The organism is Streptomyces sp. NPDC059895, from assembly GCF_042731035.1.
GTDB lineage: Bacteria > Actinomycetota > Actinomycetes > Streptomycetales > Streptomycetaceae > Streptomyces.
This window is the reverse complement of sequence record NZ_JBHWKO010000011.1, coordinates 66,383-90,565: the sequence shown is the minus strand read 5'-3', so window position 1 is coordinate 90,565 and position 24,183 is coordinate 66,383. Positions and strand designations below refer to the sequence as shown.

At 73.4% G+C, this 24,183-nt stretch carries 22 protein-coding genes and 1 pseudogene; 12 read left to right on the top strand and 11 right to left on the bottom strand.

Annotated features, from left to right (window positions below):
- Positions 1 to 69 precede the first annotated feature (69 nt).
- Positions 70 to 828, bottom strand: a complete 759-nt coding sequence (locus ACFV9M_RS15625) for an IclR family transcriptional regulator (protein ID WP_385075492.1) — start codon at positions 826 to 828, stop codon at positions 70 to 72.
- 429 nt (positions 829 to 1,257) lie between these two features.
- On the opposite strand from ACFV9M_RS15625, the gene ACFV9M_RS15620 reads away from it, so the two are divergent.
- The gene (locus tag ACFV9M_RS15620; protein WP_385102454.1) at positions 1,258 to 1,467 is read left to right on the top strand and encodes a hypothetical protein; all 210 of its coding nucleotides are present in this window, start codon (positions 1,258 to 1,260) and stop codon (positions 1,465 to 1,467) included.
- Between the two features lie 313 nt (positions 1,468 to 1,780).
- Here ACFV9M_RS15620 and ACFV9M_RS15615 read toward each other — a convergent pair whose 3' ends face one another.
- Positions 1,781 to 2,242 carry a MarR family winged helix-turn-helix transcriptional regulator gene (locus tag ACFV9M_RS15615; RefSeq protein WP_385075486.1) on the bottom strand — a complete coding sequence of 154 codons (462 nt, stop codon included), beginning with the start codon at positions 2,240 to 2,242 and terminating at the stop codon, positions 1,781 to 1,783.
- A gap of 257 nt (positions 2,243 to 2,499) precedes the next feature.
- Here ACFV9M_RS15615 and ACFV9M_RS15610 point away from each other — a divergent pair, with 257 nt between their 5' ends.
- From ACFV9M_RS15610 to ACFV9M_RS15595, 4 genes are all read left to right on the top strand, one after another.
- Entirely contained in the window at positions 2,500 to 3,417 is a 918-nt protein-coding gene (locus tag ACFV9M_RS15610; protein WP_385075482.1) for an SDR family NAD(P)-dependent oxidoreductase, read from the top strand.
- Between the two features lie 11 nt (positions 3,418 to 3,428).
- Positions 3,429 to 4,304, top strand: coding sequence for an amidohydrolase family protein (locus ACFV9M_RS15605; RefSeq protein ID WP_385075549.1), 876 nt, complete (start codon positions 3,429 to 3,431; stop codon positions 4,302 to 4,304).
- A gap of 12 nt (positions 4,305 to 4,316) precedes the next feature.
- On the top strand, positions 4,317 to 5,822 hold the full coding sequence (gene menE, locus ACFV9M_RS15600; protein WP_385075479.1) for an o-succinylbenzoate--CoA ligase: 1,506 nt from the start codon (positions 4,317 to 4,319) through the stop codon (positions 5,820 to 5,822).
- A 95-nt stretch (positions 5,823 to 5,917) separates the two neighbouring features.
- Positions 5,918 to 6,373: a MaoC family dehydratase gene (locus ACFV9M_RS15595; protein ID WP_385075477.1), complete on the top strand. Its 456-nt coding sequence runs from the start codon at positions 5,918 to 5,920 to the stop codon at positions 6,371 to 6,373.
- A 64-nt stretch (positions 6,374 to 6,437) separates the two neighbouring features.
- Here the strand turns inward: ACFV9M_RS15595 and ACFV9M_RS15590 are convergent, their stop codons facing one another.
- A complete protein-coding gene (locus ACFV9M_RS15590; RefSeq protein ID WP_385075475.1) occupies positions 6,438 to 8,114 on the bottom strand; it encodes a PHP domain-containing protein in 1,677 nt (558 codons plus the stop codon).
- Positions 8,115 to 8,128: 14 nt separating this feature from the next.
- Between ACFV9M_RS15590 and ACFV9M_RS15585 the strand changes: the two genes are divergently transcribed.
- The 3 genes from ACFV9M_RS15585 (at position 8,129) to ACFV9M_RS15575 (ending at position 13,208) form a co-directional block, all read left to right on the top strand.
- A complete protein-coding gene (locus ACFV9M_RS15585; RefSeq protein ID WP_385075471.1) occupies positions 8,129 to 8,326 on the top strand; it encodes a hypothetical protein in 198 nt (65 codons plus the stop codon).
- Between the two features lie 347 nt (positions 8,327 to 8,673).
- Positions 8,674 to 10,011 (top strand): 6-phospho-beta-glucosidase, encoded by a 1,338-nt coding sequence (locus tag ACFV9M_RS15580; RefSeq protein WP_385073842.1) that lies wholly within the window; start codon positions 8,674 to 8,676, stop codon positions 10,009 to 10,011.
- Positions 10,012 to 10,142: 131 nt separating this feature from the next.
- The gene (locus ACFV9M_RS15575) at positions 10,143 to 13,208 is read left to right on the top strand and encodes an alpha-mannosidase (protein WP_385073844.1); all 3,066 of its coding nucleotides are present in this window, start codon (positions 10,143 to 10,145) and stop codon (positions 13,206 to 13,208) included.
- A gap of 446 nt (positions 13,209 to 13,654) precedes the next feature.
- On the opposite strand, the gene ACFV9M_RS15570 is transcribed toward ACFV9M_RS15575, so the two are convergent.
- Entirely contained in the window at positions 13,655 to 14,815 is a 1,161-nt protein-coding gene (locus tag ACFV9M_RS15570) for an ATP-grasp domain-containing protein (RefSeq protein WP_385073846.1), read from the bottom strand.
- 326 nt (positions 14,816 to 15,141) lie between these two features.
- Between ACFV9M_RS15570 and ACFV9M_RS15565 the strand changes: the two genes are divergently transcribed.
- Complete coding sequence (locus tag ACFV9M_RS15565; protein WP_385073849.1) at positions 15,142 to 16,002, top strand: metallophosphoesterase family protein; 861 nt, start codon at positions 15,142 to 15,144, stop codon at positions 16,000 to 16,002.
- Entirely contained in the window at positions 15,999 to 16,688 is a 690-nt protein-coding gene (locus tag ACFV9M_RS15560; RefSeq protein ID WP_385073852.1) for a 4'-phosphopantetheinyl transferase, read from the top strand. The genes ACFV9M_RS15565 and ACFV9M_RS15560 overlap by 4 nt, the downstream gene beginning before the upstream one ends.
- A 45-nt stretch (positions 16,689 to 16,733) precedes the next feature.
- Here the strand turns inward: ACFV9M_RS15560 and ACFV9M_RS15555 are convergent, their stop codons facing one another.
- Positions 16,734 to 16,973, bottom strand: coding sequence for a hypothetical protein (locus ACFV9M_RS15555; protein WP_385073854.1), 240 nt, complete (start codon positions 16,971 to 16,973; stop codon positions 16,734 to 16,736).
- A 238-nt stretch (positions 16,974 to 17,211) separates the two neighbouring features.
- Here ACFV9M_RS15555 and ACFV9M_RS15550 point away from each other — a divergent pair, with 238 nt between their 5' ends.
- A complete protein-coding gene (locus ACFV9M_RS15550; protein WP_385073857.1) occupies positions 17,212 to 18,237 on the top strand; it encodes an alpha/beta fold hydrolase in 1,026 nt (341 codons plus the stop codon).
- A gap of 85 nt (positions 18,238 to 18,322) precedes the next feature.
- Here the strand turns inward: ACFV9M_RS15550 and ACFV9M_RS15545 are convergent, their stop codons facing one another.
- Together ACFV9M_RS15545 and ACFV9M_RS15540 are read right to left on the bottom strand one after the other, a co-directional pair.
- Positions 18,323 to 18,865: a toxin-antitoxin system, toxin component gene (locus tag ACFV9M_RS15545; RefSeq protein WP_385073927.1), complete on the bottom strand. Its 543-nt coding sequence runs from the start codon at positions 18,863 to 18,865 to the stop codon at positions 18,323 to 18,325.
- A 32-nt stretch (positions 18,866 to 18,897) separates the two neighbouring features.
- Positions 18,898 to 19,548 (bottom strand): helix-turn-helix domain-containing protein, encoded by a 651-nt coding sequence (locus tag ACFV9M_RS15540; RefSeq protein WP_385073860.1) that lies wholly within the window; start codon positions 19,546 to 19,548, stop codon positions 18,898 to 18,900.
- A gap of 229 nt (positions 19,549 to 19,777) precedes the next feature.
- Between ACFV9M_RS15540 and ACFV9M_RS15535 the strand changes: the two genes are divergently transcribed.
- The gene (locus ACFV9M_RS15535) at positions 19,778 to 20,446 is read left to right on the top strand and encodes a hypothetical protein (RefSeq protein ID WP_385073862.1); all 669 of its coding nucleotides are present in this window, start codon (positions 19,778 to 19,780) and stop codon (positions 20,444 to 20,446) included.
- A gap of 265 nt (positions 20,447 to 20,711) precedes the next feature.
- Here ACFV9M_RS15535 and ACFV9M_RS15530 read toward each other — a convergent pair.
- The 4 genes and pseudogenes from ACFV9M_RS15530 to ACFV9M_RS15515 all read right to left on the bottom strand — a co-directional run.
- Positions 20,712 to 21,512: pseudogene (locus ACFV9M_RS15530) on the bottom strand (ABC transporter ATP-binding protein); the annotation flags it as partial.
- A 45-nt stretch (positions 21,513 to 21,557) separates the two neighbouring features.
- Positions 21,558 to 22,337, bottom strand: coding sequence for an ABC transporter permease (locus tag ACFV9M_RS15525; RefSeq protein WP_385073865.1), 780 nt, complete (start codon positions 22,335 to 22,337; stop codon positions 21,558 to 21,560).
- A complete protein-coding gene (locus ACFV9M_RS15520) occupies positions 22,334 to 23,107 on the bottom strand; it encodes an ABC transporter permease (protein WP_385073868.1) in 774 nt (257 codons plus the stop codon). Before ACFV9M_RS15520 ends, ACFV9M_RS15525 begins: the two co-directional genes overlap by 4 nt.
- Complete coding sequence (locus ACFV9M_RS15515; protein WP_385073870.1) at positions 23,104 to 24,075, bottom strand: ABC transporter substrate-binding protein; 972 nt, start codon at positions 24,073 to 24,075, stop codon at positions 23,104 to 23,106. The genes ACFV9M_RS15520 and ACFV9M_RS15515 overlap by 4 nt, the downstream gene beginning before the upstream one ends.
- Between the last annotated feature and the right edge of the window lie 108 nt (positions 24,076 to 24,183).

Sequence of the window (24,183 nt, the reverse complement as noted above, 5' to 3'; positions counted from 1 at the left end):
AGGACGGGCCGCCGGGGGCCGCCGATCGGGACGGGTCGCCGGGGGCCGATCCGGACGGGTCGCCCGGCGTCACGGAGCGGCCGGCTCCGGCTGCCAGCCCAGCGCGCGGGAGATCCCGCGCGCCGCGAGCCGCACCGCCGGCACCAGCACCGGCACCCGCGCGTCCGCGTAGGGCACGACCACCGACACGGCGGCGGTCACCGCGCCGGACGGGCCGCGCACCGGGGCGGCCACCGACACGGCGTCGTCGGTGACCTGGCGGCTGCTCACCGCCACCCCGGAGCGCCGGACCTCGGCCAGCACCCGGCGCAGCCGCGCCCGGTCGGTGATCGTGTGGCCGGTGTAGGCGCACAGCGGTGCCGCGCAGTAGGCCTCCTGGAGGTCCGGTCCGCCGTGCGCCAGCAGGACGAGACCGACGCCGGTGACGTGCAGCGGCCAGCGGGCGCCGACACGGATGCGGACGCCGACCGCCGCACGGCCGGAGAGCCACTCGGTGTAGACGACCTCGGTGCCGTCCCGCACCGCCAGCTGCACGTTCTCGTGCGTGGCCTCGTACAGGTCCTCCAGAAAGGGCAGCGCGACCTGGCGCAGGGCGAGGCCGCGCGGGGCGAGCGCCGCGACCTCCCACAGGCGCAGCCCCACGTGGTAGGCGCCGGACCCGTCCCGCTCCAGGGCGCCCCAGCCGGTGAGGGCGGTCACCAGGCGGTGGGTGGTCGTCAGGCTCAGTCCGGCCCGCCGGCTGATGTCGGTGAGGGACAGCGCCGGGTGCGCGTGGTCGAACGCGGCGAGCACGGACAGCAGCCGGTCGGGCGCGGAGCGGGCGGTCATGGCCAGGGGTTCCTCGACTTCACTGTCACGACTGTCACGGTGCCGGATCCCGGTCTCCGGTGAAGTTAGGCAGCCGCCGCCCGCCCGTCAATCGTGGGTACGCCCTTCGCCTGTGCTCAGGCTTTCATGTCCGCGGTTCGACCGATGGTCGTCTCGCTGCGGGTGAAGACCGCGTGGCGTATGCGGCGACGTATCCGGTGACGGAAACAGGTGCTCAGTCGGCGCGCCCGCCGTCGTGGCTGACTCACGTCGGCTCAGGATGTCGGCATTGCCGGCCGTCGCCGCCCGCACCCGTGGAAGCGTCGAAGCTCGTGCATCAGCACGGGTGGCCACCTGGACGGGGGCTGTGGTGAGCTCCGCGGTGATGGTGCGGCCGGAGTCGTCGCCTCTGGGCTGTCGGTCGAACGGCAGGCGCGCTTTCAGATCGACGTGGCCAGGGCGTATGCCCAACGCCGCCAGGTCTCCGACGCCGTCTCGACGCTGCTGGTGGCGCGCGGGCTGTCACCGGAGTTGGTGCGGGCGCTGCCCATGGTGAAGCAACTCGTCACCGACCTGCTGACCATGAGCCGGCCGCCCTCCGAGGAGCTGCGTGCCCTGGCGGAAGAGTTGGGTGCACCTGAAGTGTGGACTGGTGCGTAACTGCTGGACGGTACTCGGACCGAGGATTCCGGAACAGCCGTTTCCGGTGCGGCCGTCTTCCTGATCCGCGAAGCGGCTCGGCAGGTCGGCGAAGTGGGCCGGGAGCGCCGGCCGCCGGCCTCACATCCAACCGAGACAGACCGAGGCAGACCGGGTGCAAAGGTCTGCGGACGGGGCGATGCAGACCGAGTACAGATAGATACCGGAGGGCCGGGCTGCTTGTCTGCTCCGGCCCTCCGGACCGGCGGAGGACGCGACATCTGAACGTGTGAAGGGCTGCCGCCGACATCCTGCCCCCGCGTGCGCGCGCCCCTCAGCCCAGACCGTCCCCCGCGACGCGCAGCAGCAGGGCGTGCAGCGTCTCGCGTTCGGCCGGGCCGAGCGCGGCCAGCAGGTCGTTCGTGACCCGCAGGCCCGCCTCGTCGGTGCCGCGCAGGAAGGCGCGCCCGTCCTCGGTGAGGACGACGATCCGGCTGCGGCGGTCGTCCGGGGCCGGGCGCCGCTCGGCGAGGCCCAGCTTCTCCAGGTCGTCCACCAGGCCGACGATGGCGCTCGGGTCGTAGCCGAGCCGTGCGCTCAGTTCACGCTGGAGCGCGCCCTCGGTGCCGGCCAGGAACCGCAGCACCGCGTAGTGGCGCAGGCGCAGGCCCGACTCCTGCAGGAACGTGTTGAACAACTGACCCGAGCGCAGGCCCAGGCGGTAGAGCAGGTAGCCGGTGTCCGCGTGCAGCCCGCGCATCCACGGCTCGTCGGCGTCGATCGGTGCGGTGTTCACGGCGTCGGGCTGGCGGGCGATGGCGGGCTCCCCGGTGTCGGGCCCCGGACGGGGCGGTGCTGTCGGGCCCCGGACGGGGCGGTGCGTCGTACGGATTCCAGCATGACCCACCCACAGGAAGACAACAACTATTGACGACAACAATTATTGCTCTTAGCTTCGATCTCGTAGCCGGACCCCGCGTCTCCGTGCAGGCCGCATCCCGCGTCTCCATGCGGAGCCGCACCACCCGTGTCACCGCGTGAAGGGACTCACCCGTGCCCAGCATCGATCTCACCGGCAAGGTCGCCGTCGTCACCGGCAGTGGCCGGGGCCTCGGCCTCGCCTACGCGCACGCCCTGGCCGCGCACGGCGCGTCCGTGGTCGTCAACGACGTCGACGAGGCGGTCGCCGAGCAGGCCGTGAAGGCGATCACCGAGGCGGGCGGCACCGCCGTCGCCGAGGTGGTCCCGGTCGGCACCGCCGAGGCCGCCGAGCGGCTCGTGAACCGTGCGGTAGAGGAGTTCGGACGCCTGGACGTCCTGGTCACCAACGCCGGCATCCTGCGCGACAGGGTGCTGTGGAAGATGACCGACGACGACTTCGACGCCGTGATCGCCACCCACCTCAAGGGCACCTTCACCTGCGCCCGCGCCGCCGCCGTACGGATGCGCGAGCAGGGCGAGGGCGGCACGCTGATCCTGGTCGGCTCCCCGGCCGGCCAGCGCGGCAACTTCGGCCAGACCAACTACGCCGCCGCCAAGGCCGGCATCGCCGCCTTCGCCCGTACCTGGTCCATGGAGCTGGGGCGTGCCGGCATCACCGTCAACGCGATCGTCCCGGTCGCCGCCACCGCGATGACCGAGACCGTCCCCGCCTTCGCGCCGTACGTCGAGGCGATGAGGAACGGCGAGCCGCTGCCGGACTTCCTGCGCAAGGGCGAGGGCTTCGGCACGCCCGAGGACTGCGCCGCCCTGGTGCCGTTCCTCGCCTCCGAGGCCGCCCGCTCGATCACGGGCCAGGCCATCGGCATCGGCGGCGACAAGGTGGCACTCTGGTCGCATCCGCAGGAGATCCGCGCGGCCTACGCCGACGGCGGCTGGACCCCCGAGACGCTGGCCGACGCCTTCCCCGCGTCGGTGGGCGCCGAACTGCAGACGGTCGGCATCCCCGCGCCCAAGGTCCCGGGGGCGTGATGACCCACTCCATGAACGTCGACGAACTGGTCGCCATCGACGTCCACACCCACGCGGAGGTCTCCTCGAAGGGACACGCCTCCCTGGACGACGACCTCCACGAGGCCTCCTCCGCCTACTTCAAGGTCGAGGGCAAGCGGAAGCCGACCCTTCAGGAGACGGCCGCCTACTACCGCGAGCGCAACATGGCCGCCGTGATCTTCACCGTGGACGCCGAGTCCGCGACCGGCACGGCCCCCGTCCCCAACGAGGAGGTCGCCGAGGCGGCCGCCGCCAACGCCGACGTGCTCATCCCCTTCGCCTCCATCGACCCCTTCCGCGGCAAGGCGGGCGTCAGGCAGGCCCGGCGCCTGGTGGAGGAGTACGGGGTGAAGGGCTTCAAGTTCCACCCCAGCATCCAGGGCTTCTTCCCCAACGACCGCGCCGTCGCCTACGACCTGTACGAGGTGATCGAGGAGACCGGTGCCATCGCCCTGTTCCACACCGGCCAGACCGGCATCGGCGCCGGCGTGCCCGGCGGGGGCGGCATCCGGCTGAAGTACTCCAACCCGCTGCACGTCGACGACGTCGCCGCCGACTTCCCGCACCTGAAGATCATCCTGGCGCACCCGTCCTTCCCCTGGCAGGACGAGGCCCTCGCCGTCGCCACCCACAAACCCGGCGTGCACATCGACCTCTCCGGCTGGTCGCCGAAGTACTTCCCCCCGCAGCTCGTGCAGTACGCCAACACCCTGCTGAAGGACAAGGTCCTCTTCGGCTCCGACTTCCCCGTCCTCACCCCCGACCGCTGGCTCGCCGACTTCGACAAGCTGACGATCAAGGCCGAGGTCAGGCCGAAGATCCTCAAGGAGAACGCCGCCCGCCTGCTCGGGCTGACCACACCGTAAGGGGCGTCACCGATGCGCAACGAGGGACTGGGATCATGGCCCGCACGCCGGGCCCGCAAGACCCCGCACCGCACCGCCCTGGTCCACGAGGAGCGGTCGACCGACTACCGCACACTGCACACGCGCACCACACGGCTGGCCCACGCCCTGCGCGCCCGGGGCGTGCGCCGCGGCGACCGCATCGCCTACCTCGGCCCGAACCACCCCTCCTACCTGGAGACCCTGTTCGCCGCCGGCACGCTCGGCGCGGTCTTCGTCCCCCTCAACACCCGTCTGACCGGCCCCGAGATCGCCTACCAACTCGCCGACTCCGGCGCCAAGGCCCTCCTCCACGCCCCCTCGCACACCGGCCTGGTCGCCGGACTGCCCGGCAGCACCGACGTGACGACGTACCTCGAGGTCGGCGCCGAGTACGAGGCGGCGCTGGCGTCGGCCGCCGAGGAGCCGATCGACGAGCCGGTCGGCGCCGACGACACCTGCATCATCATGTACACCTCCGGCACGACCGGCCGGCCCAAGGGCGCCATGCTCACCCACGGCAACCTCACCTGGAACGCCGTCAACGTCCTCGTCGACACCGACCTGATCGCCGACGACCGCGCCCTGGTCTCCGCGCCGCTGTTCCACACGGCCGGCCTGAACATGCTGACCCTGCCGGTGCTGCTGAAGGGCGGCACCTGCGTCCTGGTCGAGTCCTTCGACCCGGCCGACACCCTCGACCTCGTCGAACGGCACCGCGTCACCTTCATGTTCGGCGTGCCGACCATGTTCGACCGGATCGCCCGCCACCCGCGCTGGGCCGACGCCGACCTGTCCTCCCTGCGCATCCTCACCTGCGGCGGCTCCCCGGTCCCCACCCCGCTGATCGAGGCCTACCAGCGGCGCGGCCTCACCTTCCTCCAGGGCTACGGCATGACCGAGGCCGCCCCCGGAACCCTCTTCCTGGACGCCGAGCACGCCGTCGCCAAGGCGGGCTCGGCGGGCGTGCCGCACTTCTTCAGCGACGTCCGGATCGTCCGGCCCGACCTGGTGCCCGTCGAGCCCGGCGAGACCGGCGAGGTCGTCGTGCGCGGACCGCACGTCATGCCCGGCTACTGGGGCCTGCCCGAGGAGACGGCCGCCTCCTTCACCGACGGCTGGTTCCGCAGCGGGGACGCCGCCCGGGTCGACGACGACGGCTACGTCTACATCGTCGACCGCATCAAGGACATGATCATCTCGGGTGGGGAGAACGTCTACCCCGCCGAGATCGAGGACCTGCTCCTGGCCCACCCCGACATCGTCGAGTGCGCGGTCATCGGCGTACCCGACGAGGAGTGGGGCGAGGTGCCGCGCGCGGTGGTCGTCCCCCGCGAGGGCGCCGCGCTCGACCCCGACGAGGTGCTGGCCGGCCTCTCCGGCCGCCTCGCCAAGTACAAGATCCCCAAGTCGGCGGTGGTCGCGGACGCACTCCCGCGCACCGCCTCCGGCAAGCTCCTGAAGTCCCGGGTGCGCCGGCGCTTCGGCGACGGCTCCTGACGACCCCTCACCGCTCCTCTCACCTTCCGACCACTCCCGACCACTCCCGATAACTACCGACAACTCCTGACGACTTCTGACGAAGGAACGACTCCATGAGCATCACCGTCGACGGTCTCGACGAACTGAAGAAGCTGGCCGGCAGCGACCTGGGCACCAGCGAGTGGATCGAGGTCACCCAGGAACGCGTCGACACCTTCGCCGACGCCACCGGCGACCACCAGTGGATCCACGTGGACCCCGAGCGCGCCAAGGACGGCCCGTTCGGCGCGCCCATCGCGCACGGCTACCTTACGCTCTCCCTCTTCATCCCGCTCTTCACCGAGCTGCTCGACGTCCGCGGCGTCACCACGAAGGTCAACTACGGCCTGGACAAGGTGCGCTTCCCGTCCCCCGTGACGGTGGGCTCACGCGTACGCCTGGCCGCCCGGCTGACCGAGGTCGCGGACGTGCCCGGAGGCGTGCAGATCACCGTCGACGGCACGATCGAGATCGAGGGCGGGACGAAGCCGGCCGCGGCGCTGCGGAGCCTGTCCCGCTTCTACGCGTGAGCCCTTACGGGGAAAGCCCTTCCGGAGAGAGCCCGCACGGGGAGAGCCCTTCCGGGGCGCGTGCTCAGCCCACGACGTCCACGAAGACCGGGTTGGAGTAGAACCAGGTGTCGGCCCACGGGTCGCCGTCCCCCGGCTGGTGCGGGACCGGCCCGTGCGGGTCGACGGCGGCGCCCAGGTATCCGGCGCCGTGCCGATTGCCGTCGCTGCCGCGCAGCCGTACGTAGAAGGACTCGTCGCCGGCGGTCAGCGGCACGCGCAGCGTGTACCTCCCCGTGCGGCCGCCGACGTCCCGGGTCGCGACGACCCTGGTGTCCGGCGCCCGCCAGGCGTCGCGGTCGGCGGCCGCGCCGCGCACCGCGCCGCGGATGACGTCCACGTGCGCCAACTCCGGCACGATCCCCTGCGGGTTGGGCCGGGAGGCGGTGGTGACGGTCACGCTCAGGGTGAGCCGCTCGCCCCCGCGCACCCGCAGCCGGCCGCCGAGCGTGACCCCCCGGCCGTGGTCGCGCTCGCGCGTCAGCCGCACCTCCAGTCCGTCCAGCAGATGCCCGTGGTCCACCCAGACCCGGCCCGCGCGCAGGCCCGCCATCACCGGGCGGTAGCCGTAGCGGGTGACGCCGACGTGGGTGCGGCTGAACTGGCCGGGCCAGAAGTCGCTGCCGGGCTGCGCGGTGCCGGTGTCCACCGGGTCCGGCAGCCGGCCGGTGTCGTCGAAGCCCCGGCCCGCCGGCCAGTCGCCGTTGCGCCAGGTGTCGAAGACGACGCGGTGCGCGTCGGAGTTGGAGGTGACGGAGAACAGCCTGCCCTCGGCGAGCAGCGCGTCCCACAGTCCGCCGACCGTGGCCGTCGCCCAGTCGAACCCGCCGTAGGTGAGGTAGGCGTCCGCCGGGTAGCCCGCCCAGGACTGGGCGGAGGGCTTGTTCTCGTACTCGCCCCGGACGGAGGCGGTGCCGCGCAGGCCCGGGATCGCCGCGCCCTGGGCGCCCGGCGCGCCCTCCATGCCGATCACGATCTCGGGGGCCGCGTCCCGCCAGCCGCGGATCTCGTGCGGGGAGTCGATGCCCAGGCGCATCGGGTGGTTGGCGAGCACGAGCACGTCGTCGACGTAGCCGGTGCGCCGCTGCTCGGCGAGCCAGCGGAGGGCCGCGACGGCGTGGGCCTCGTTGCGGGCGGTGTCGGCGGCCCCGGCGGTGCCCTCGGTGTACCCGAGGAGCTTGCCGTCGTAGGCGTTCTCGAACCGGGTGAGCAGGTCGACCTCGTGCGGACCGGGGGCGGCGAAGACCGTGGCGTGCTCGGCGGCCGGGATGTACCACTCCAGGCCCTGGAAGATCAGCTGGCGGGGGTTCTCGGCGCGGGCCCTGACGATCTCGTCGTGCTCCAGCGGCGCCCCGTACCGGGCGTGCCCCACGTTGGAGTGCTCGGTGAACACCATCCAGTCGAGCCCGTACGAGGCGCCCGCGGCGGCCAGCTGCGAGAACGTGTACTTGGCGTCGTGGCTGTAGACGGAGTGGACGTGGTGGTCGCCGACGAGGTAGGCCAGACGCGGGTCCTCGCCGCCGGGGTGCCGTCCGGCGGCCGACGCGGCCGACGCGGGCGCGGCGGCGGCCGACCCGAGCGCGAACGCGGCGCCGAACAGGCCCGCGGCACGAAGGAGCCGGCGCCTGGAGGCGCCCTGCGGGTCGAGGACGGCGGGGGAGAGGGACGGGTCGGCCCAGACGGGCAACTGCTGCTCGGTCATGACTCTCTTTCGACATGCGCGGGGGTGCCGGCGGTGCCGACACGGCCGCCGGGGAGCCCGGCGGCCCCACGCCCGGCCGGTCGTCCGTCGTGCACACGCCGGAGGATCGCCCGGCCCCGGAACTGCCGGATGAACCCGCCCTGAAGACCCGGGGTGGCCGGGAAGGCGGCCCGGCGACGGTGACCATGGCCCTGACCGGCCAGGACGAGTAGCGTTCAGGGCGAGCCGACGGAGCGACGCCACCGGGTCGTCCCGGGTGCGCCGAGCCGGGACGGGCGGCGCCGCCGTCCCGCCGACGGCCGCGGTGAGGTGCGCCGGGCACGGGTCCGCCGGGCACGGGTCCGACGGGGGCCGTGGCCCCGGCGGCCCGGACGCGGCCGTGACCGCCGCGCCGGTGGACGGACGCGGCGAGCGGGCGGGCGGCCGGCGAGCGGGCGGGCGGCCGCGGCGAGCGGGCCCCGTTCCGGGCGACGGGCGGCGGGCGGCGGGCGGCGGGCGATGGGCGGCGGGCGACGGACGAGGCGGGGTGCGAGATGCTCCCGGTGGGAAAGGTGCAGGCGTGAAACTGACGATTCTGGGCGGTGGCGGGTTCCGCGTGCCGCTCGTGTACGGAGCGCTCCTCACCGACCGCGCCGAGGGCCGGGTCACCGAGGTCGTCCTGCACGACCTGGACGCGGGCCGGCTGCACGCGGTCGCCCGGGTACTGGCCGAGCAGGCGGCCGGAGTGCCGGACGCCCCCGACGTGACCACCACGACCGACCTGGACGAGGCCCTGCGCGGCGCCGCCTTCGTCTTCTCCGCGATCCGCGTCGGCGGCCTCCAGGGCCGCGCCGACGACGAACGGGTGGCCCTCGCCGAGGGCGTCCTCGGGCAGGAGACGGTCGGCGCCGGGGGCATCGCCTACGGCCTGCGGACGGTCCCCGTCGCCGTCGGCATCGCGCGGCGCGTCGCCCGCCTCGCGCCCGACGCCTGGGTCATCAACTTCACCAACCCGGCCGGCCTCGTCACCGAGGCCATGTCCCGCCACCTGGGCGACCGCGTCATCGGCATCTGCGACTCCCCGGTCGGCCTCGGCCGCCGACTCGCCCGGGTGCTCGGCGCGAACCCGCGCGAGGCCTTCGTCGACTACGTCGGCCTCAACCACCTGGGCTGGGTGCGCGGTCTGCGCGTGGCCGGCCGCGACGAGCTCCCGCGGCTGCTCGCCGACCCCGGCCTGCTCGGCTCCTTCGAGGAGGGCAGACTGTTCGGCGCCGACTGGCTCCGCTCGCTCGGCGCGATCCCCAACGAGTACCTGCACTACTACTACTTCAACCGGGAGACCGTCCGCTCCTACCGGGAGGCCGGGCAGACCCGGGGCGCCTTCCTGCGCGACCAGCAGGCCCGTTTCTACGAGGAGATGTGCGACCCCGACGCGGCCGCGCTGTCCGCCTGGGACCGCACCCGCGCCGAGCGGGAGGCCACCTACATGGCCGAGAACCGGGAGACGGCCGGCGCCGGGGAGCGCGAGGCCGACGACCTCTCCGGCGGCTACGAGAAGGTGGCCCTCGCCCTGATGCGGGCCATCGCCCGCGACGAGCGCACCACCCTGATCCTCAACGTCCGCAACCGGGGCACCCTCGCGGTACTGGACCCCGAGGCGGTGATCGAGGTTCCCTGCCTGGTCGACGCCAACGGGGCGCACCCGGTGGCCACGGCCCCGCTGCCCGGCCACGCCACCGGCCTGGTCTGCTCGGTGAAGGCGGTCGAGCGGGAGGTGCTCGCCGCCGCGGAGTCCGGCTCCCGGGCCACCGCGGTGAAGGCGTTCGCCCTGCATCCGCTGGTCGACTCGGTCGGCGTGGCCCGCCGGCTCGTCGAGGAATACACCGCCGTACACCCGGGCCTGGCCTACCTCAGGTAGCCACCCGTCGGGAAAGAGCTTCCCCCCTCCGTGCTTCCCGCCCGTGCTTCCCGCCCTGCTTCCCTTCCGTGCTTCCCTTCCGTGCTTCCCTTCCGTGCCTCCCCCTCCGCCCGCTCCCCCCTGGAGACCCCATGCACGACGAACGCCGCCGGATCGAGGACCGCGTCGAACGCGCCCACACCCAGCGCATCCAGCCCGCGCTCTACGCCGCCACCGTCCCCCTCGACGTCGAGGCCTGGCAGGCGCCCGGGGAACCGGTGCCCTTCGAGGAGGCGGCGGCCGCGCCGTACGAACCGTTCGCCCCGGACACCCCGTGGGGCCCGCCCTGGGGTACCACCTGGTTCCGTATGCGCGGCCGGGTGCCCGCCGCATGGGCCGGGAAGCGGGTCGAGGCGGTCATCGACCTCGGGTTCACCGGCGGCTGGCCCGGCAACCAGGCCGAGGCGCTGGTGCACCTGCCCGACGGCCGGCCCCTGAAGGCAGTCAACCCCCTCAACCGGTACGTGCCGGTCGCCCGCCCGGCGGCCGGCGGGGAGCGGGTCGACTACCTGGTCGAGGCGGCCTCCAACCCCGACATCCTGGCCGGCGGCTTCGCCGCCCCGACCCCGCTCGGCGACGTCCTGACGGCGGGCGACCGCCCGCTGTACACCTTCCGCCGCGCCGACCTCGCCGTCCTCGACGAGGAGGTCTTCCACCTCGACCTCGACCTCCAGGTCCTGCGCGACCTCATGGCCCACCTCGGCGAGCACGAGCCGCGCCGCCACGAGATCCTGCACGCCCTCGACCGCGCCATGGACGCCCTCGACCTGGACGACGTCTCCGGCAGCGCCGCGGCCGTCCGCGCGGTCCTCGCCCCCGTCCTGGCCCGGCCCGCCCACGCCAGCGCGCACACCCTCTCCGGCGTCGGCCACGCCCACATCGACTCCGCCTGGCTGTGGCCGATCCGCGAGACCAAGCGCAAGACGTCCCGCACCTTCTCCAACGTCACCGCGCTCGCCGACGAGTACGACGAGTTCGTCTTCGCCTGCTCCCAGGCCCAGCAGTACGCGTGGGTGCGCGACCACTACCCGCACGTCTGGACCCGCATCCAGGAGTCGGTGAAGAAGGGCCAGTGGGCGCCGGTCGGCGGCATGTGGGTGGAGGCGGACGGCAACCTGCCCGGCGGCGAGGCCCTCGCCCGCCAGCTCGTCCACGGCAAGCGGTTCTTCCTCGACCACTTCGGCATCGAGACCAAGGGCGTCTGGCTGCCGGACTCCTTCGGCTACACCGCCGCCTACCCGCAGCTCGCCCGGCTCGCCGGCAACGAGTGGTTCCTCACCCAGAAGCTCTCCTGGAACCAGACGAACACCTTCCCCCACCACACCTTCTGGTGGGAGGGCATCGACGGCACCCGCATCTTCACCCACTTCCCGCCCATCGACACCTACAACGCCCGCTTCAGCGGCGAGGAGATGGACCGCGCGGTGCGCAACTACGCGGAGAAGGGCGCCGGTACGCGCTCGCTGGCGCCGTTCGGCTGGGGCGACGGCGGCGGCGGCCCCACCCGCGAGATCATGGAACGCGCGCGCCGGCTCGCCGACCTGGAGGGCGCGCCCCGGGTCGTCGTCGAACATCCCGACGACTTCTTCGCCAAGGCCCGCGAGGAGTACCCGGACGCCCCGGTCTGGCACGGCGAGCTCTACCTGGAGCTGCACCGCGCCACCTACACCTCCCAGGCCCGCACCAAGCAGGGCAACCGGCGCAGCGAGCACCGGCTGCGCGAGGCCGAGCTGTGGGCGACCACGGCCGCCCTGCACGCGCCGGGCTACGCGTACCCGTACGGCAGGCTGGACCGCCTGTGGAAGACGGTGCTGCTGCACCAGTTCCACGACATCCTGCCGGGGTCGTCGATCGCCTGGGTGCACCGGGAGGCGGAGGCCGAGTACGCGCGCGTGGCCGAGGAGCTGGAGGCGCTGACGGCCGAGGCGGTCGCCGCGCTCGGCGGCGGCGGGCCACGGGTGTTCAACACGAGCCCGTACGACCGCGCCGAGGTGGTCCGCACGGCCGACGGCACACCGGTCCACGTGGCCGTGCCCGCGGGCGGCAGCGCGCCCCTCACCGACGCCGGACCGCCGCACCCGGTCACGGTCGACGGGCGCGTCCTCGACAACGGCCTGGTGCGGGTGGAGGTGGCGCGGGACGGCACCCTGGCGTCCGTGTACGACCTGCGGGCGGACCGCGAGGTCCTCGCCGGGCCGGGCAACCTGCTGCGCCTGCACACCGACCTCCCCAACCACTGGGACGCCTGGGACATCGACCGGCACTACCGCAACCGCTACACGGACCTGCTGGCGGCGGACTCGGTGACCGTCGCCGAGGACGACCCCCTCGTCGGCGCGATCCGCGTCACCCGCTCCTTCGGCAAGGGCTCGACGATCACCCAGACCGTCACGGTCCGCGCGGGCAGCGCCCGCGTCGACATCGCCACCGACATCGACTGGCACGAGACGGAGAAGATCCTCAAGGCGGCCTTCCCCGTCGACATCCGGGCCGCGCACTCCTCCGCCGAGATCCAGTTCGGCCACGTCCGGCGCCCCACCCACACCAACACCACCTGGGAGGCGGCCCGCTTCGAGGTCTCCGGCCACCGCTGGGTGCACCTCGGCGAACCCGGCTACGGCGTCGCGGTCATCAACGACTCGACGTACGGCCACGACATCTCCCGCACGGTCCGTGAGGACGGCGGCACCACCACCACGGTCCGCCTCAGCCTGGTCCGCGCCCCGCGCGTCCCGGACCCGGGGGCCGACCAGGGCCGGCACCGCCTCACCTACGCGCTGCTGCCCGGCGCGAGCATCGAGGACGCCGTCGCGGAGGGCTACGCCCTCAACCTCCCGCTGCGCGTGGCCGACGCGGCGGGCGCGCCCGCGCCGGTCGTCTCCGTGGACGGCGAGGGCGTCACCGTGGAGGCGGTCAAGCTCGCCGACGACGCGTCGGGTGACGTGGTGGTGCGGCTGTACGAGTGCCGCGGCGGCCGCGCCCGTGGCGTCCTGCGCACCGGTTTCCCGCTGGCCGGCGTGCAGATCACCGACCTGCTCGAACGGCCGCTCGACGACGCGCGGGACGGGGCGGAGGCGCAGGCCGGCCCGGACGGCGCCGTCGCGGTGTCCCTGCGGCCCTTCCAGATCCTGACGCTGCGCCTGAAGAGGCGCTCCTGAGCCCAGGGCCGGGCGCCCGGGCCGGGCCCGGCTCCTGAGCCCGCCCCGGCCTGTCCGAGTCGGCGCGCGGCGGCCCGGATCCGCGCGCGGCGGCCCGGATCCGAGCCCGTCGGCCGGGGGCCGCTCGCGTCGACCCCGGCTCCGCACGCATCGGGCCGGTCGGTCGCTCCCCGTGACAGCGGCCGACCGACCCGTCCCCCGTTCCCCCGGGGATCCCCGTCGATCCCCGATCTCCCCCGTAGGTTCCCGATTCCCCCGTCGGTCCCCTGGTGCTCCCACGGAGCCCCCGTGATCCCCCGTCGTTCCTCCGTGGGCCTTCGGTGTTACACCCTTAAGAGCACGCGCCCCGGGCCCTGATACACCCCGGGCGGAAAAAAAGTCCCCTGGACTCCAGCCCGGGGGACCTCTGTTGCGCGAGTCGGCCGGGTGACCTCGGCCGGGTGACCTCAGAGCGGCAGGGCCTCCGCCGTCGCGGAGGCCGCGGACGCCGCTGACGCCGGGGTCCGGTCCTCGACGGCGCCGACCGGTGCGGGCACCGTCGGCAGCAGCGTCTCCGTGTCGTCGCCCCGCTGCTGCGGGAGCGACACCGGCCGCAGCGGGCGCGGGCCCGACACCACCGTGTAGTCCTGCCCCAGGAACGGCGGCACGATTTCCCCGGGGTCCTCGCCGAGCGCCAGCTGCACGGCGGCCCAAGGGGCGTTGACCCCGCAGAGGGAGAGCTGGTGCAGCCCCCCGGCCGGACGCGTGTTGACGTCCATCAGCACCGGCCGCTCGCCGAACATCCGGAACTGGATGTTGGACAGGTAGTGCAGCCCGAAGCCCTCGGCGATCCGCCGGGCCGGCTCCAGCCACTGGTCCTGGAGGGTGAAGCCGCGGCGGCGGCCGTTCTTGGTGCGGCCGATGGCGAGACGGACCAGGTTGTCGGGACCGGTGAGGCAGTCCACGGACACCTCGGGCTGCTCCAGACGCGGCATGACCAGCCAGTCCACCGGCTCGTCGCCCTGTTCGAGCGCCTCGACGACCAGATCCAGCTGCACGTACGGCGTCGGGAAGCCGCTGAGGTGCATGAGGGAGAAGGGGGCACGCGTGACCACACGGAAGCCGACCCCGCCCGCGCCGGACGCGGGCTTGAAGCACGCCTTGTGCCCGGCCGCCTCCAACTCCTCGACTGCGGCGAGGAGTTCGTCGGCGGTCCGCACCCGCCACCACGGCGGCACGGGCACACCGATCGCCTGGACGGCCTCGTAGGCGACCACCTTGTCCTCGAAGACGGCCACGGCCTCGGGGGTCGGCGCCAGCAGCGCCGTACCGGCCGACGCGAAGTCGGCGCGGTGCGCCACGATCGCCGCCTGGTGCAGCCGGGGCACGAACACGTCGATGCCGCGGCGCGCGCACTGGTCGAGCGCGTACTCCACGTACGCGGCCGGGGACAGGCCCTCCGGCTCCAGGTCGGCGGTGTCGGCGGCGGCCAGGACGGGGGAGTCGGCGTCCCCGTGCGTGGCATGGATCTCGACGGCCCGATCGCTGGGATTTCGTCGCAGCTGATCCATGAAGAACACGTTCTCCGCGTACGTGCGGTTGAGCCAGACGCGTACGCGAGAGACCATGCGGGCCGCCTTTCACGGTTCGCGGGCAGGGCGGAGCGGGCCCGTGCCCGGGCAGGGTGGAGGGAGGGACACCAAAGCGCCCCGTGCGAGGGGGCGTTCAAAGCGGAGGTGTTGGGGCGATCATACGGCTTCCCGGGGGTGCGGCGTGCAACGCGCGTGTTACGGATTTTCCGATCATGTTCACGTTGGCGGCCGGGTCGGGTAAGGGCGCGCCGGGCGGGGGCGCCGGCCGGGGCGTCCTTGTCCCGCGCGCGCGAATGTGCTGTCGTGGTGGCGTTCGCGTGTCCGCCGGGGGCGCGCGTGCCCGAGAGGGACGGGGGTCGGACGTGGTGTCGACGGCCGGTGGTGCCGGACAGCTGCTGGCCATCAGTGATCTGCACATCGGGTATCCCGAGAACCGGGCCCTGGTCGAGCGCATGGTCCCGGACTCCGACGACGACTGGCTGCTCGTGGCCGGGGACGTCTCGGAGAGCGTGGCCGACATCGGCTGGACGCTCAAGACCCTCGCGAGCCGCTTCGCCAAGGTCGTCTGGGCTCCCGGCAACCACGAACTGTGGACCCACCCCAAGGATACCGTCACCCTCCGGGGAGTGGCCCGCTACGAACACCTGGTGGACCTCTGCCGCGGGCTGGGCGTGACGACGCCCGAGGACCCGTACCCGGTGTGGGAGGGCCCCGGCGGCCCGGTGGCGGTCGCCCCGCTGTTCCTGCTGTACGACTACTCGTTCCTGCCGCCCGGCTGCGCCACCAAGGAGGAGGGCCTGGCCTACGCGCACGGCACCGGCGTGGTCTGCAACGACGAGTACCTGCTGCACCCCGATCCGTATCCGACCCGTGAGGACTGGTGCCGGGCGCGGGTCGCCGAGACCGAGCGACGGCTCGCCGCGCTCCCCGAGGACCTGCCGACGGTCCTGGTCAACCACTATCCGCTGGACCGGCACCCGACGGACGTCCTGTGGTTCCCCGAGTTCGCCATGTGGTGCGGCACCCGGCTGACCGCCGACTGGCACCGCCGCTTCCGGGTCGAGGCCATGGTCTACGGCCATCTGCACATCCCGCGGACCACCTGGCACGAGGGCGTCCGCTTCGAGGAGGTGTCGGTGGGCTATCCCCGCGAGTGGCGCAAGCGCCCGCAGCCGCCGGGCCGGCTGCGCCGCGTCCTGCCGTCCCGGGACGGTGCCGCGTGATCGAGGAGCTGCTGCCGGACACGGTCGTCGCCGTGGAGGCCCACGGCGAGGAGGGCGTCGCGGAGTTCGGCCACGGGCCGCTGTACCCGGAGGAGGAGGCGGTCGTGGCGCGGGCCGTCGCCAAGCGCCGCCGCGAGTTCACCGTCGTACGCTCCTGCGCGCGGCGCGCCATGGAGAAGCTCGGCGTGCCCGCGCAGCCCGTGCTGCCCGGTGAGCGGGGGGCCCCGCGGTGGCCGGCCGGTCTGGCGGGCAGCATGACCCACTGCGACGGCTACGGCGCCGCGGCCCTGGTGCGCGTCGCCGACCTGGCCTCGCTCGGTATCGACGCCGAGCCGCACCAGCCGCTGCCCGAGGGCGTGCTGGCCGCCGTCGCCCTGCCCGCGGAGGCGGAGCGGCTGAGCCGGCTGGCGGCGGACCGGCCCGAGGTGCACTGGGACCGGTTGCTGTTCAGCGCCAAGGAGTCCGTCTACAAGGCGTGGTTCCCCCTCACCCGCATGTGGCTGGACTTCACCGAGGCCGACATCGACATCGACGCCGGCCTCGGAGACGGCGCACGGGGCACCTTCCGCGCCCGGCTCCTCGTCCCCGGCCCGGTGGTCGGCGGCCGCCGGCTCGGGCACTTCGACGGCCGCTGGGCCGTGGGGCGCGGGCTGGTGGCGACCGCGATCACGGTCCCGCACGCCTGAACCGGGCGGTGGCCCGCGGCCCCGGCGCCGTCCGCGCCCACCCGCTCACCGCTCCGGGCACCAACTGTGCAGCAGCCGGAAGAACTCCTCCTCGTTGCCCGTCAGCCCCGCGGCCCGAAGCGCCTGTTCGGCCTCGGCCAGGACGGCGGGCGGGACGACGGGGGGCAGCCGGTCGTGCGGCGGGCCGGATCCGTCGTCACCGAAGGCGGCCCGGACGGTGTGCAGCAGCCGCAGGTAGGCCTGGACGGCGGTGCGTTCGCGGTCGGTCAGTACGGCAGTGGGCATCGGTCGGCTCTCCCCGCGTCGGCGTCGTCTCCCACGCGCCCTGACGGCGCGTACGCCCCCGTGCGGCGGCGCACCCCCCAGCTTGCCGTCCACCACTGACAATCCGGCCCCGCTCCGCGCCGGTTCGCCCGCTTAGCGGAGGCGAAACCTCGGCGAAACGCCCCGGGCGAAACGGCTCCTACGCTGGAGCGGAGGGCTGTCGGCGACCGCCGGCGGCCAGGGCGAGGGGAGGCGGCCGGTGACCGACGTCCCGAGGCGCCGACCGGCGCACGGCACCCGGCTGCGCCGGGTGGGCGACGGTGAGCCGGGCGTGCACCACCGTGTCGTGCACGGCTACCGGCGGGCCTTCCGCATGGCGGGCGACGGTCCGGCGCTCGTCCTGATCCACGGCATCGGGGACTCCTCGGCGACCTGGGCCGACGTGCTCCCCGGCCTCGCCCGCACCCACACCGTCATCGCCCCCGACCTGCTCGGCCACGGCGCCTCCGACAAGCCGCGCGCCGACTACTCGGTGGCGGCGTACGCCAACGGCCTGCGCGATCTGCTCACCACCCTCGGCATCGACTCGGCGACCCTGGTCGGCCACTCGCTCGGCGGCGGCGTGGCCATGCAGTTCGCCTACCAGTTCCCGGAGCGCACCGAACGCCTCGTCCTCGTCAGCGCGGGGGGCGTGGGCCGGGAGGTCAACCCCGCCCTGCGGCTGGTCTCGCTGCCCGGCGCCCCGCTGGCGCTGTCCGCGCTGCGGCTGCCCGGGATGCGCCTGCCGGTGGGGCTCGCCGTCCGTCTGCTGAGGCTCCTGGACACCGGTCTGGGCCGGGACGCCCCGGAGTTGCTCACCCTCGTCGACGCCCTTCCGGACGACACCTCGCGCAACGCGTTCGTCCGGACCCTGCGCGCGGTCGTCGACTGGCGCGGCCAGGTGGTGACGATGCTGGACCGCTCCTACCTGACCGCCGGTCTGCCGACCCTGCTGCTGTGGGGCGACCGGGACAGCGTGGTGCCGGTCCGGCACGCGTACCGGGCGCACGAGGCGATGCCGGGCAGCCGGCTGGAGATCTTCGAGGGCGCCGGCCACTTCCCGTTCCACACCGACCCCGCCCGTTTCCACGCCCTAGTGGAGGAGTTCACCCGTGCCACCGCTCCGGCCGACTGGAGCCGAGACCGCTGGCGCACCCTGCTGCGCGAGGGAGGGTTCGGCGCGGGCCCGTCCCACGAGGCCGGCGGCCGTCGGAGGGGGGAGGCGGGCGACCGCAGTGCCACCTGAGGGCCGGGCACCGGTCCGCGGGGCGTGCCCGCGAGACGCGCCCCGCCGAGGTCGCGGCTGCCCGAGGCGCGCCGGGCCGCCCGGCTCAGGCCCCGCCCCGCTCCTGCCGCCCCAGGTAGCCCAGCGACGCCCCGATCCGCCCGGCCAGGTGGTCCCGCCGGGCCCGCTCGCGCGCCGCCGGACCCGCCAGCCACGTACGGCACTTGCTGGCCAGCAGCAGGCCGAAGCGCTCGGCGTCCCGCTCGTCGGCCCGGTCGAAGCGGGTGCGGGCGGCGACCTTGTGGACCGTCGCCTGGAGGTCCGTGCCGTCGTGGAGCAGCCGGGCCGCGACGGCGGCGCCCTCGACGTGGTGGCTGCAGTGACCCGCCTTCATGTGCCACAGCTCATGGCCGAGGATCACCAACTGGTGGTCGGGCGCGGTGCGTTCCTCGATGACGACCAGGTCCTGGTCGGCCATGTCGAGCCACAGCCCGCTGGCGGTGCCGGGTGGGAAGGCCGCCGTACGGAAGTGGACCGGGCGGCCGCGGCGTCTGCTCATGCTGTCGCACAGGGCGGTGTACAGGTCGGCCGGTGCGGCGGGGGCCGGGAGGGTGAGCTCCCCGACCAGCTCGTCGCGCAGGCGGCGCATGTCCTTGCCGATGCCCACAGTCATCCCCCGCATCACGACTCGGGCCGCTTCACGCTCTCCAGGAGCATGTCCAGCCACTCGGCGACCTTGTCCCGGTGCTGGTCGGTGGGCAGCTGTGCGGCCCGCCAGGCTATTCCGCGCACGCCGTGGTCCTGCAGCAGCCGCTCCAGCGGATCCTCGGCGGCCGCGGCCGCCTCCCGGGCGGCGAGCTTCTGCAGCAGTTCCTGCTCGACGTGCTGGAGGGCGCCCGCGAGCGCCTCGGGGTCCTCGGCCGTGAGGAAGCCGGCGTGGACGCGGAAGAAGCGCTGGAGGGCGTCGCAGTGCTCCATCGTGGGACGGCGGTCTCCGTTGATGAGGGCGCCCGCCTGCTGCCGTGACATGCCGGCGCCGTCGGCGATCTCCTGCTGGGTGTACTTGCGCCCGTTGGGCTTGAGGCGGGTGCGGCGCAGCAGGTCCAGGCGTTGCAGGAAGCGGGCCTGCACGTCCGGTTCGCCGGCCGGCCGGCCGCTCAGCAGGGCCTTGACCACGGACTCGGGGACCCCGGAGGCGACGGACAGCCGTCCGGTGTCGAAGACCTCCGCGTACGCCACGCCGAGCCGGTCGGCGAGTGCGGTGACACGGGCGACGACGGCCGACAGCAGCACCGTCGCCGTGGCGCCCGGAACCTCGAAGCCATCCGTCACCGACAGGTCTCCTACGTCTCTCCGACCCCTTCACAGGCATCACAGGATCGCCGTGAACTGACCGGAGGGTAGCGGGTTCTTCGAACTCTCATCCAGGTCTCGCCACAACTGTGGCCAATTTCAGCCGTCAACGAGCGTGGAATGCCACGATAGTTGACATGCGTCGCGTCGGGGTACCAGGATCAGGGCGCCGCGTGCAGGCGGCACAGGCAAGAGGGGTGACCTCCCGATGGCGTATCAGGCAGGTGGGCAGCGGTCGGTACCGCGGCCCGTCCCCGACGGTTCCGAGGCCCAGGCCTACCTCCAGGACTACGCCGGGTACCTGGAGGCCGTCCCCTTCCCGTCCGTCGTCCTGGACCACCGCTGGGACGTCGTCCTGGCCAACACCGCTTTCCGGACGCTCTTCCGGGAGGTGGGCCCGCATCCCACGGCCCTGCCGGGCGACAACTTCCTCCGGTTCGTGCTCTTCCACCCCGACGCGCCGTCGGTCCTCGGCGACCACGAGTCCAGCTGGTGCCTGCCGATGATGGCCCGCTTCTCGGCGGCCGTCGAACGGCACGGCCACGACCACGGGCTCCAGGCGATCCGCCGGGAGATCGCGCAGGACCCGCTCATGGAGGCCGCCTACCGGCAGGGCCTGCCGCACTGGATCCGCGCGGTCGGCGAGGAGGCCGTCGAGCACGACGGAGCGGTCCGGCCGCTGCTGCACCCGGACCCGCGCTGGGGCGCCACCCAGTGCCGCATCGTCGCCGACACCCCGAGGACGCTTCAGGACCTGGGGTACACGCGGCTGACGATGGTGCTGCGCGAGGCGCCCGCGCCCGCGCCGCGCAGGGCACGCCGCCGCCCGCGCCGCAGCGCGGGGCACCTCAGCGTGGTGCCCGCCCCCGAGGTCTGACCGGGCACCGTCGGCGTTCAGGTCGCCGACGGCGCTCCGGTCCAGCGGCCGGTCCGGCGCGGCGTCCAAGGCGTGTGCGCCGGCCCGTTCAGTGCGGTGTCGGAGGAGTGTCCGCCGGAACCGTGCCCTGTGCGGCCGGATCCGTCGGAACCGTGCCCTGTGCGGCCGGATCCGCCGGAACCGTGCCCTTCGCGACCGGATCCGCGGCCGCCGCGCCCTTCGCAAGCCGCACGGCCGGGGCGGTGTCCTGCGGGACCGGCTCCGCCCCGGGCCCGGACTTCTCGGCCGGCCGGCCGGACGTTCCGCGCTTGGCCGCCTGGATCTGCTCGTACACATGGGTGCGCAGCTCGGCGAAGCGCGGGGCGACGCGGGTGTGCAACTGGTCGCGCTCCGGCGGCAGATCGACCTTCAGCTGCTCCTGGACGACGGTGGGCGAGGCGGACAGGACGACGACCCGCTCGCCCAGGTAGACGGCCTCGTCGATGTCGTGCGTGACGAACAGGATCGTGATGCCGCGCTCCCGCCACAGGCCCCGCACGAGGTCCTCCAGGTCGGCGCGTGTCTGGGCGTCGACGGCCGCGAACGGTTCGTCCATCAGCAGCACCCGGGGTTCGTAGGCGAGCGCCCGCGCGATCGCCACCCGCTGCTGCATGCCGCCCGACAACTGCCAGGGATACGCGGAGACGGCGTCCGCCAGGCCGACCGACTCCAGCGCGTCGGCCACCAGCTCCCGCCGCCGCGCCTTGCCCAGCCCCTTCCGCTTCAGCGGGAGTCCGACGTTCTCGCCGACCCGCATCCACGGGAAGAGGCTCCGCCCGTACTCCTGGAACACGAACGCCATCCCGGGCGGCGGCCCGGTCACCTTCCGGCCCTCCAGGAAGACCTCGCCGGACGTCGGCGTCATCAGGCCGCCCATGCACTTCAGCAGGGTCGTCTTGCCGCAGCCCGACGGGCCGACGAGACAGACCAGTTCACCGTCGTCCACGGTGAAGGTGAGGTCGCGCACCGCCTCCACCCGCCGCCCGGACCCCTCGTAGACCTTCTTCAGGCCGCGTACGTCGAGCATGCCCTGCCCTTTCGAACCGTTCGAGGACGGCCTCGTCCGAGGACGTCACCGGGAGCGCCGACCGGCGGCGCGCAGACCGTGGTACCAGCCGAGCATCCGCCGCTCGACCAGCTGGAAGAGGACCGACAGGACGAAGCCGAGCAGGCCGAGCAGCAGGATCCCGGTCCACATGTCCGGGACGGCGAAGCCGCGCTGGAACTGCACGATGGTGAAGCCGAGGCCGTTGCTGGCGGCGAACATCTCGCTGATGACCATCAGGATGATCCCGATGGACAGCGCCTGGCGCAGGCCCGCGAAGATCTGCGGGCTCGCCGAGCGCAGCACCACAACGCGCAGCCCGGTGAATCCCGTGATGCCGTACGAGCGGGCCGTCTCCGCCATCACCGGGTCCACCGCCCGCACGCCCTCGACGGTGTTGAGCAGGACCGGCCACACACAGCCGGCCGCTATCACCACGACCTTCATGGTGTCGCCGATGCCCGCGAACAGCATGATGACCGGTACCAGGACCGGCGGCGGCACGGCCCGCAGGAACTCCAGGACCGGCTCGCACACCGCCCGCACCCGCCGGTAGGAGCCGATGACGGTGCCCAGCGCGACGCCGGCCACGGCCGCCAGCGTGTAACCGCCCGCCAGCCGCAGCACGCTCGGCAGCACGTCCGCGCGCAGCCGCTCGCCCGTCCACACGTCGGGGAAGGTCTCCAGGATGATCCGCAGCGGCGGCCAGTACACGTCCGTGCTGTTCGCCGACGCCACCCACCAGACCGCGACCAGCACGGCCGGCAGGGCGAGCACCAGCACCGGCCGGAGCAGCAGCCGTCTCACACCGCCACCTCCCCGCGCACCGACTGGTGCCAGCCCAGCGCCCGGCGCTCCACGGTCCGCGCCCCGACGTTGATCAGCAGGCCGAGCAGACCCGCGACGACGATCAGCGCGTACATCTCGGGCACCGCCTGCGAGGTCTGGGCGACCGCGATGCGGGCGCCCAGCCCCGGCGCGCCGATGACCAGTTCGGCGGTGACGGCGAGGATCAGCGCGACCGCCGCCGCGAGCCGCACCCCGGTCATGACGTACGGCAGCGCGGTCGGCCACAGCACGTACCGCACGCGCGCCCAGGGGCCGAGGCCGTAGGAGCGGGCGGTCTCCTCGGCGACCGGGTCGACGTCCTGGACGCCGTACAGGACCTGGATGAGGACCTGCCAGAAGGAGGCGTAGACGACCAGGAGGAGGACCGAGCGCAGTTCGGTGCCGTACAGCAGGACGGCCAGCGGGATCAGGGCGACGGAGGGGATCGGGCGCAGGAACTCGATCGTCGACGCCGTGCCCTCGCGCAGGTACGGGACGACGGAGATCACCACCCCGGCGACGACGCCCGCGCCGACCGCGAGTGCCAGGCCCAGGGCCCAGCCGGTGAGGGTGTCGCCGAGGGCCGTCCAGAAGGCGCCGTCGGCGAGTTCGTCGCCGAGGGCCGCGAGGATCCGGCTCGTCGGCGGGAAGTAGGCCTCCTTGACCAGGCCGAGCCGCGGCACCGCCTCGCCCAGGGCGAGGAAGGCCGCGAGCCCGGCCGCGCCGAGTGCGGCGTTGCCGCCCCTCACGGAAGCAGCGCGTCCAGGTCGGGGCCCGACGTGAACAGGCCGTCGTCGTCACCCAGTTTCCGCAGTGCCTCGATGGAGGAGCGGTTCGCCTCGGCGGGCCACTTCGGCAGGGTCACCTGCTCCAGCACCGCGGCGGGGATCTTGGTGTACGTGGTGACGATCTGCCGGACCTCGTCCGGGTGGGTGTCGGCGTAGGCGAGGGACTCGGCCGTGGCCGCCTGGAACTTCTTCACCACGTCCGGGTTCTGCTGCGCGTACTGGGTGGAGGTGAAGTACATGGCGACGGTGAGGTTCGGGGCGACGTCGACCAGGGGCGAGGCGATCTCCACGCCGCCCTGGCTCTTGACGGTGGCGAGGGCGGGCTCGACCACCATCGCGGCGTCGATCCGCCCGCCGTCGAGGGCGGCCGGCATCTGGTCGAAGGGCAGCTCGACGAACTCCACCTTGTCCGGATCGCCGCCCGCGTTGAGCACCGAGGCGCGCACCGCGGTCTCGTTGATGTTCTTCAGGGTGTTGATGGCGACCTTCTTGCCCTCCAGGTCCTTCGCGGACTTCAGCGCGCTGCCCTTCTTCACCGTGATCGCGCCGAAGTCGGCGCCCTGCACGCCGGTCGAGGCGATGCCGTTGGCGACGGCCTGCACAGGCACGTTGTTGGACTGCGCGACCATGAGGGAGGTCATGTTGCTGAAGCCGAACTGGAACTGGCCGCTGACGACGCCCGGCACGATCGCCGCGCCGCCCTGCGCGGTCGTGATCGACAGCTTCAGGCCCTGCTTCTCGTAGAAGCCCTTCCGCACGCCCAGGTAGACGGGTGCCACGTCGACGATGGGAATGAGACCGAGCTTGACGGTGGTGGTGCCCCCCGACGACGCGCCCTTGTCCGACGGACCGGAGTCGTCGGACGAGCCACAGGCCGCCGTGGCGAGCAGGAAGGTGCCGGCCGCGAGACCGGCGAGCAGACGACGCATGGCTCCTCCTGTGCAGACAAACGTGTTCCGACAGGCTGTGCGCACCCCGCACAGTAGTGCTCAACTGGCGTGCAGGGAACGTAGAAGCACGCGTTCGACCGGGTCAAT

Bases quoted from the DNA above. Each gene is read 5' to 3' on its own strand.
- ACFV9M_RS15625 (WP_385075492.1), bottom strand. From the start codon at position 828: ATGACCGCCCGCTCCGCGCCCGACCGGCTGCTGTCCGTGCTCGCCGCG.
- ACFV9M_RS15605 (WP_385075549.1), top strand. From the start codon at position 3,429: ATGAACGTCGACGAACTGGTCGCCATCGACGTCCACACCCACGCGGAG.
- menE (WP_385075479.1), top strand. From the start codon at position 4,317: ATGCGCAACGAGGGACTGGGATCATGGCCCGCACGCCGGGCCCGCAAG.
- ACFV9M_RS15595 (WP_385075477.1), top strand. From the start codon at position 5,918: ATGAGCATCACCGTCGACGGTCTCGACGAACTGAAGAAGCTGGCCGGC.
- ACFV9M_RS15590 (WP_385075475.1), bottom strand. From the start codon at position 8,114: ATGACCGAGCAGCAGTTGCCCGTCTGGGCCGACCCGTCCCTCTCCCCC.
- ACFV9M_RS15585 (WP_385075471.1), top strand. From the start codon at position 8,129: ATGCGCGGGGGTGCCGGCGGTGCCGACACGGCCGCCGGGGAGCCCGGC.
- ACFV9M_RS15575 (WP_385073844.1), top strand. From the start codon at position 10,143: ATGCACGACGAACGCCGCCGGATCGAGGACCGCGTCGAACGCGCCCAC.
- ACFV9M_RS15570 (WP_385073846.1), bottom strand. From the start codon at position 14,815: ATGGTCTCTCGCGTACGCGTCTGGCTCAACCGCACGTACGCGGAGAAC.
- ACFV9M_RS15555 (WP_385073854.1), bottom strand. From the start codon at position 16,973: ATGCCCACTGCCGTACTGACCGACCGCGAACGCACCGCCGTCCAGGCC.
- ACFV9M_RS15545 (WP_385073927.1), bottom strand. From the start codon at position 18,865: ATGCGCCGCCTGCGCGACGAGCTGGTCGGGGAGCTCACCCTCCCGGCC.
- ACFV9M_RS15535 (WP_385073862.1), top strand. From the start codon at position 19,778: ATGGCGTATCAGGCAGGTGGGCAGCGGTCGGTACCGCGGCCCGTCCCC.
- ACFV9M_RS15515 (WP_385073870.1), bottom strand. From the start codon at position 24,075: ATGCGTCGTCTGCTCGCCGGTCTCGCGGCCGGCACCTTCCTGCTCGCC.